This is a genomic window from Conexibacter sp. CPCC 205762, assembly GCF_030646155.1.
In the GTDB taxonomy this organism is placed as follows: Bacteria; Actinomycetota; Thermoleophilia; order Solirubrobacterales; family Solirubrobacteraceae; genus Conexibacter.
Map to the genome: position 1 here is coordinate 120,537 of NZ_JAUTDN010000009.1, position 6,000 is coordinate 126,536.

Annotated in this window: 5 protein-coding genes and 1 tRNA gene; 4 read left to right on the forward strand and 2 right to left on the reverse strand. The window is 68.0% G+C overall.

Translation table 11 applies throughout. From position 1 onward, the window contains the following. Window positions 1-877: 877 nt before the first annotated feature. On the reverse strand, window positions 878-2,425 hold the full coding sequence (locus Q7L73_RS10715; protein WP_304690445.1) for a hypothetical protein: 1,548 nt from the start codon (window positions 2,423-2,425) through the stop codon (window positions 878-880). Window positions 2,426-2,898: 473 nt separating this feature from the next. On the opposite strand from Q7L73_RS10715, the gene Q7L73_RS10720 reads away from it, so the two are divergent. The 4 genes from Q7L73_RS10720 (at window position 2,899) to Q7L73_RS10730 (ending at window position 5,140) form a co-directional block, all read left to right on the forward strand. Beyond that, window positions 2,899-3,117, forward strand: coding sequence for a hypothetical protein (locus Q7L73_RS10720; protein ID WP_304690446.1), 219 nt, complete (start codon window positions 2,899-2,901; stop codon window positions 3,115-3,117). A gap of 194 nt (window positions 3,118-3,311) precedes the next feature. Beyond that, window positions 3,312-3,740, forward strand: a complete 429-nt coding sequence (locus Q7L73_RS28715; RefSeq protein WP_370552388.1) for an HNH endonuclease — start codon at window positions 3,312-3,314, stop codon at window positions 3,738-3,740. Window positions 3,741-4,156: 416 nt separating this feature from the next. Beyond that, a tRNA-Phe gene (locus Q7L73_RS10725) sits at window positions 4,157-4,229 on the forward strand. A gap of 176 nt (window positions 4,230-4,405) precedes the next feature. Then, the gene (locus tag Q7L73_RS10730) at window positions 4,406-5,140 is read left to right on the forward strand and encodes a hypothetical protein (protein ID WP_304690447.1); all 735 of its coding nucleotides are present in this window, start codon (window positions 4,406-4,408) and stop codon (window positions 5,138-5,140) included. 143 nt (window positions 5,141-5,283) lie between these two features. Here the strand turns inward: Q7L73_RS10730 and Q7L73_RS10735 are convergent, their stop codons facing one another. Continuing rightward, entirely contained in the window at window positions 5,284-5,886 is a 603-nt protein-coding gene (locus Q7L73_RS10735) for a class II aldolase/adducin family protein (protein WP_304690448.1), read from the reverse strand. Between the last annotated feature and the right edge of the window lie 114 nt (window positions 5,887-6,000).

A 6,000-nucleotide genomic window follows, 5' to 3' on the forward strand; every position in this document is an offset into this window, starting at 1 on the left:
GGCGTATGTACCCCCCCTTCTCGGGGGCTGATGCGCGCCGGGCACTTCTGCCCTGCGCCCGTGCCGGTGGCGCTAACGCGTCGAAGCCAGGGGCGCAGAGACCAGCGTTTGGCCTACCGTCGAGGGTCAGGCGTCCGCCGGAGGCCGTCGCCACAAGTGGCGAGGCAGGCGCTTTCCGCCCGTTATCACGCGGCTGGTCCGACGCCGCTTCTGCACAGCCTCGTCTATCAAGTGCTGGGCGAAGAGCGCGACCAAAGTCGGCTTGCATGCGGTCGTAACCGACGGCGTAGGTACGGCAAGTCGCGCAGTTCCCCAGGTGGTGTTGCGCCTCAGCGAACGTCGGCGAATCCGGCGAGAGCATCCTCTAGCTGTAGGCGTGCATCAGCGGACCACTCGGCTCACACCAGCAACCGTCAGGCAGCGGGCCAACCACCCTTTCGAGGCAGCCGATCAAGCCACCCCGGCCGTTGCGACCGTCGAGAATCCTGCGGAGCCGCTTGCTTGAGAGGCCGGTCCACGCACGAATCTCGGTTCGCGCGTGCCCGGTCAACCGCAGCGCCGCGACTCGCATGTCGCGCGCGCAGAGATAGCCAGACGGGAGGAAGGCCCGGAGCCACACCCGGGCCTGGTGATCAGGGTGTCCGAAGGACCAATCATCGTCTCTGGTCTGGCGGGACTCATGCCCGCGGCCAGCAAGTTTGCGACTCCGCATGCAGGTCTCCGATCGTGATCTCTTGCCCTGTATCGAGTCGAACCGTGTGTCTGTACCCCCCTTTTCTCACGCGCCCGTCCCGGCGCGGGAAGCGCGTTTCCGCGCAGCCCACCAACCCAATCGAGGCTCAGCTCGGCAGACACCGCGCGTGCTGTGTGAGCCGAGCTAGCGTTCGATCCCAAACGCTTCGTGCTGCGGCGCCGACGTGGACGTCGTAGGAGCCGGCCCGGTCGCGGAGTCGCTGCCCGCTTCTGTGCCGGATCCTGATCCCGAGCCCGAGGATTCCCCGCCGCTCGACGACGCCGCGGCCGTCTCGGCGGCGTCGGGTCGTGTCGCAGCGGCGCCACGAGGGGACGCCGGAGATGCGGTCGTGTTCTCGATGCCGATGTCGCGAGACCGTGAAGCCGGCCTGCGTCTCGACCTACTCCCTACCTCGCTCGTTGGGCCCGTCTCGAACGCGAACTCGCCGGGTGGCTCCAGCCGCGACGGCCGCGAATTCCCGCGAGGCTTCGATGCGGAACGGTTGCGATCGCGCGCCAGGGTGCTCGGTGAGAACGGTCCGGTGGTTGGCGCGCTCGGCAACAGCGCCCGGGACGCGCTCCCAGCGAGGATCGGATCGATCGACTGCGGGGTTGACGACGCTCTCTCCGCCGCTCTGCGGTTGACAGCAGCCGACGGTCGTCTGGTGCCGCTGTCGTCCGCGGCGCTTGGAAGGACTCCCGTCGCTGCCGCCACGCACCCGACGCTCACCACCGTAAGGCAGCCAGCGGTGATCGCTCTGCCGGCAGTCATGCCACCGAAGGCGAGCACCCCGCCACCACCCGCGGCAGCTGCGCCGTCGGAACCGCCGATCCCAAGCAGCATCCGCGCGCTCTCCCCGATCGAACGCAACGCAGCACCAATGTGGTGAAGCGCGCCGACTCGCGCGTCAATCTCTGCGCCAGCTCCGCCCCAAATCGGGACCAAGGCGGCACCAAGCTGCTCCTGCGCGCGGCCGTACTCGAGGCTGTAGGCGCGGCAGGCGGCGCACGTTCTCAGATGCTCCTGAGCCTCGGCGATCTTCGGCGACTCCGGCGCGAGAATTCTCAGGGTGTAGGCGCGAATCAGCGACCCGTTTGCCTCGCACCAAGCGCCGTCAGCGATCGCAGCGACGTACGCATCGAGCTGGTCGAGCAGACCGCGACGCCCCTTGTGACCGTCGAGAAGCTTGTGGAGCCGTTTGAGCGGCAGCCCGGACTTCGCGCTGATCTCAGGCCGCGTGTGCCCGGTCAGGAGAAGCGCTACGACCCTGCCGTCGCGCTCGGAGAACTTGTGGCGGGCGACTGCAGCCGCAGCCCGAATCGCATCGGTGCGGCTGACCTGCTCAAGCATCTCGTCACCGGCGACGACCAGCTGGCGTGCAGCAGTCAGCGGCATCTCTCTCGACGCGTGGTCGCTGCGCCGCGCGTCGATCGCCCGCCGCTTGGTCGCGATCACCAGCCATCCCGCGGCATTGTCGATTTCACCGCCAGCATCCACCAGGGCCACGAGATCAAGCCACGCGCCGTTGTAGGCCGCATCGAGATCGACGTCGGTCACGAAATGGTTCGCCGCGCGGAGGTCTGCTCGTGCCTTCCGCAGCACCGACACCCGCGCCGAGGTGTAGTGCGCGTCAAGCAGCTGGTCCGATCTCGTCCGGCCGACAGCCTCGCGTGGCGCGCGCAGCGAGCTCATGGAGTCTCGCCGTGCACGCGCACGCGAGCGCCGACGACACGGCGGGCGTCCGCCGTCAACGGACTCTGGGTCAAGGGCGGCAGACGACGCGCAGACGAACGGCCACGGGCGAAAGCGATCATGGGGAATGTCGGAACAAGCGGCACGTTTGTACCCCCCCAGTTGCCGGCTCTCCTCAGATTCGCCACCTTCGCCTCCGTCGCGACCGTCAGCTCTAAGCCTCATCGGCGTTGCCCGCCGGCAACTGGACCATCAGCGACACGAACTCAACATCTGTTGAGCAGTCTCGCCGTGCGCACCGCTCGGTGTAGGTCGCTGCGACGGCCGGCCGCAGACCACCTAAGACCGGTCCGATGCTGCCGCCAGGCCGACTCGAAGCTCGAATTCCTCGCTTCCTCTCCTGCCGCGCTCAATGTGCTGACGGTCCGCTGTCGGCCTTCGCCGACACAAAAACCTCAAGAAGGGAGCACCGCATGCTGGATCCCGCAGTCAGACGAGCCTGCAAGAGCCTCGTAGACGGCTACCTGGCTGTCGAGGCACGCGTACGTGATCTCGACGCCCAGGCCGCTGCCCTCAACACCGAGGCGAAGGCATTGCGTCGCAGCCAGAGAAGCGTCGCAGAGTCGATTCGGACGATGGGCGGTGGCGAGATGCTCGACGCCGCGAGCAGACGATTCGACCAAGGCGTGTAGCGCGCTCGACAGGTCCTGTCCCCGGCTGCCGCAGTCCTGGCCGGGGACAGAGACATCGGCCACGACAGGTGTCCAGACCGATCAGCCAGCAGCGTCCAGAACCAGTGAGGAGGGCTCGTCCCCGCGGCGCGCCGCGGGGACGAGCCTCGGCAGTCTCCCGTGCGGCGGTCCGATCGGCGTGAGAGACTCGGCGCGTGGCAAAGCGCTCGCGCTGGACATGTCCGAGATGCCTCTCGAGTCCCGCAGACGGCCCGTTCAGGGCAGGCAGGTACCTGATCAAGTGTCCGACCTGTCAAGTCCTGTCGCGGATCAGCGACCTTCCACCGAGGATCCAGCTTTCGCTCTTGCCATCGTCGAGAGAACCCCGGGGCCCCGCCGGACTCGACCATCTCAGTGCGCAGCTGCGGCGCGTCTTCCAGCGCGATAGAGGCATCTGCTGGCTCTGCCAGCTTCCCGTCGATCCTTGGGCCCCCGGAAAACGCCGTCCGTCTCGCGACCACGTATGGCCGCGCTCGCTCGGCGGGACCAACAGGCAAGCGAATCTGCGGTTGGCGCACGCCGACTGCAACGCCCGTCGTGGCGCCCCAGCCGTCGCCACGAGCACAGCGACCAACGCCGCCTGAACCACGCAACACGCAGCCCGCGAAACGGGCCGTTGCCGAGCGCGCTCGACCGGGGTAGGCGAGCAGCCAACGGCTCGGGCCGGCCGACAGGATGGTGCGTCCACCCGCTTGGCGCCGGTTCCCGAATCCTGGCGCTGGAACGGCGCAGAGCCGAGTAATGGCTCCCGGTATACCGCCGCCAGACGATTCCTCACGAGTTCGCAAACTCATGAGCGAACACGCCAGGATGCTCCGAAAAGATCAACGAAAATCGGATACCGCGCTCTCGGCGACTCGGCTCGCGTCCCGGGCGCCTGCCGTCTGACCTCGGTCGAACCGCCCGAGCGGTCCGGTATCATTCCCCCCTGTAAATGCTTCCGATCATGGCGATTTCGGGACGCGGACGGACAGCGGTTTCGGTAGTATCTCCAGCTGTAGGCCACTTAGCTCAGTTGGTAGAGCACACGACTGAAAATCGTGGTGTCCCCAGTTCGAGTCTGGGAGTCGCCATCCCTATGTTCCGCCGCAAATCGCCGGTTTCCTCGCTTCAGTCGAAGCGAGGGGGCCGGCGCCTTTGTGGTCACGCCGGGCCGGTTTTCGGCTATCGCGTGACCAGATCGCCGTTCGAGATATCGGTACTCGCAACCCGAGGGGGTGGCTGCAGACGCCTCCGCCGACAGGGTTGGGTGCAGCAGAATCCGCCCTTCAGCCCCGAGTTCGTCGACGCCGTCGCGCACCGTGTGCTGGACCTCTCGCGCCGCAAGCTGAGAGTCAGCGACGTCGCCAGGATCTACGGCGTCCACCCGACGTGGGTCTACACGCATGCCGACCAGCTCGGCGCGATCCGACTTGGCCGCGGGCCGAAAGCGTCGCTGCGGTTCGACCCGGCGACGGTTGACGACGCCTTCGCGGCGCTCGCCGACGCTGACGCGTCAACGTCGCCTGAGCCGCCGTCGCTCGCGCAGCGGGCGCTGGAGCGTCACCGCGGGGCGGTCGAGATGGCGGGCTGGATAGTTCTGCGCGAGGTCGCTGTCGCCGACGATGTCGTCGTCCACTTCGGTCTTCTCGGGCCCGGTGGCATGGCCGTGGTCGCAGCGGGAGGCCCCGTGCCGAAGCACGCGCGAGCGATCTACGCTGACCGGCAGGCGAACGCGCTTGCCAAGCGGCTCGGCATCGACTCCGGCGCCGTCACGCGCGTCGTCACAACGCTGGGCTCGAACGACACGCCAAACGCTTGCCAGATCGGCGGCCTCTGCTACACGGTCGTAGGTGACGATCAGCTGCCAGGGTGGTTGGCGAGCTTGCCGACCGTGATCGCGCCGCAGCAGCTTGAAGCGACCCGCGAAGCGATCGCGCTTCACGCTGAGCGTGAAGCAGGCCAGAAGCCGCTCCGACTGCCAAGCACCCCTCAGCACGGCTGAAGCCGCCTTCGAGTGCCGTCGGAGGTGGGGGAGCGCATCGTCCCACGGTGCCCGATCAGCTAGCCGCAGCCACCGCCGCTGCGGCGAAGCCGCGCGATCGACGGCTTCAGTGCAAGTCGTTTTCTAGGCCGACTGGCGCGCTCTCATCCAGGCCACGTGGGCCGAAGAAGCCCTTCGTCCAAACGCAGAAGCCAAGCGACCTCGGCGTAGTGCTCGACCACCTCGGCGAGCGTAAAGGCCCGACGTGGGTCGTCCGCGACCGTCACAACCCCGTGGCGTCCGAGAAGGACGGCGCCGCCATCGCCGAGCGCCGTGGCCGCTGCCTCGCCCAGCGCGTTGCTGCCGACCGGTGCAGGTCGCGAGACCCCGATAGTTCCGATGCCGTAGTAGTCGAGTTCCTCGAGCTGGGGGACGAGCGGCACGCCCAGGAAGCTCCACGCGACGGCGTGCGGACTGTGCGTGTGCACGATCGCGCCGACGTCAGGTCGAGCTGCGTAGATCGCGCGATGCAGAGGGGTCTCGCGTGAGGGCGGGAGGCCGCCCTCACGCGGCGAGCCGTCGCCGTTGAGGGTCACCATGTCCTGCTCGAGCATCAACTCGTAGGGCAACGTTGACGGCGTGATGTGCAGGCCATCGCCGTGGCGGACGCTGACGTTGCCGAGCGAGCCGACGACGAGCGATGACCGCCCCAACGCGAGCGCGACGTCGAGCAGGTCGCCGCGCGTTGCTTCCCCGACAACGCTCATGCCGTCGTCTCCAAGACCGACTGCAACGGATGCGGCCTGCGGATGCTGTAGAGCGTCGTGCGCTCTGCGGCGGGCCGGCCGGCGGCGTGCGCGGCCGCGACGAGCTGGTCGGGA